The following is a 344-nucleotide window of genomic DNA, read 5'->3' as shown; positions in this document are numbered from 1 at the left end:
GCGCTTACTATTATCAACCTAAATTACCGGATGATTCAGTGATTATGTCGGTACTAAGTGCTATTACCGATAAGCATTTACGCTGGGGCTTTCCTAAATGTTTTAATCGCATCAGAAAGCTCGGCTGTAAATGGAATCATAAACGTGTGTATCGGGTGTATTGTGAATTAAAGCTTAATCTCAGGGTAAAGCGTAAACAACGCATTCCTCCACGAAGCCCAGAAAGGCTATCAGCACCCAATAAACAAGGTGAATGCTGGTCAATGGATTTTATGAGTGACAGCAGTCGCAATCAACAGCGTTTTAGAACCTTCAATGTGATAGATGACTTTAATCGTGAGGCG

General features: G+C 41.3%; 1 protein-coding gene. It reads left to right on the top strand.

Annotated features, from left to right (window positions below; translation table 11 throughout):
• The coding region (locus BHC51_RS00995; RefSeq protein ID WP_143558709.1) for an IS3 family transposase at positions 1–344 on the top strand (344 nt) is incomplete at both ends.

This window comes from Snodgrassella alvi (assembly GCF_002777745.1).
Taxonomy (GTDB): Bacteria; Pseudomonadota; Gammaproteobacteria; order Burkholderiales; family Neisseriaceae; genus Snodgrassella; species Snodgrassella alvi_D.
This window is presented reverse-complemented; position numbering and strand designations above follow the sequence as displayed.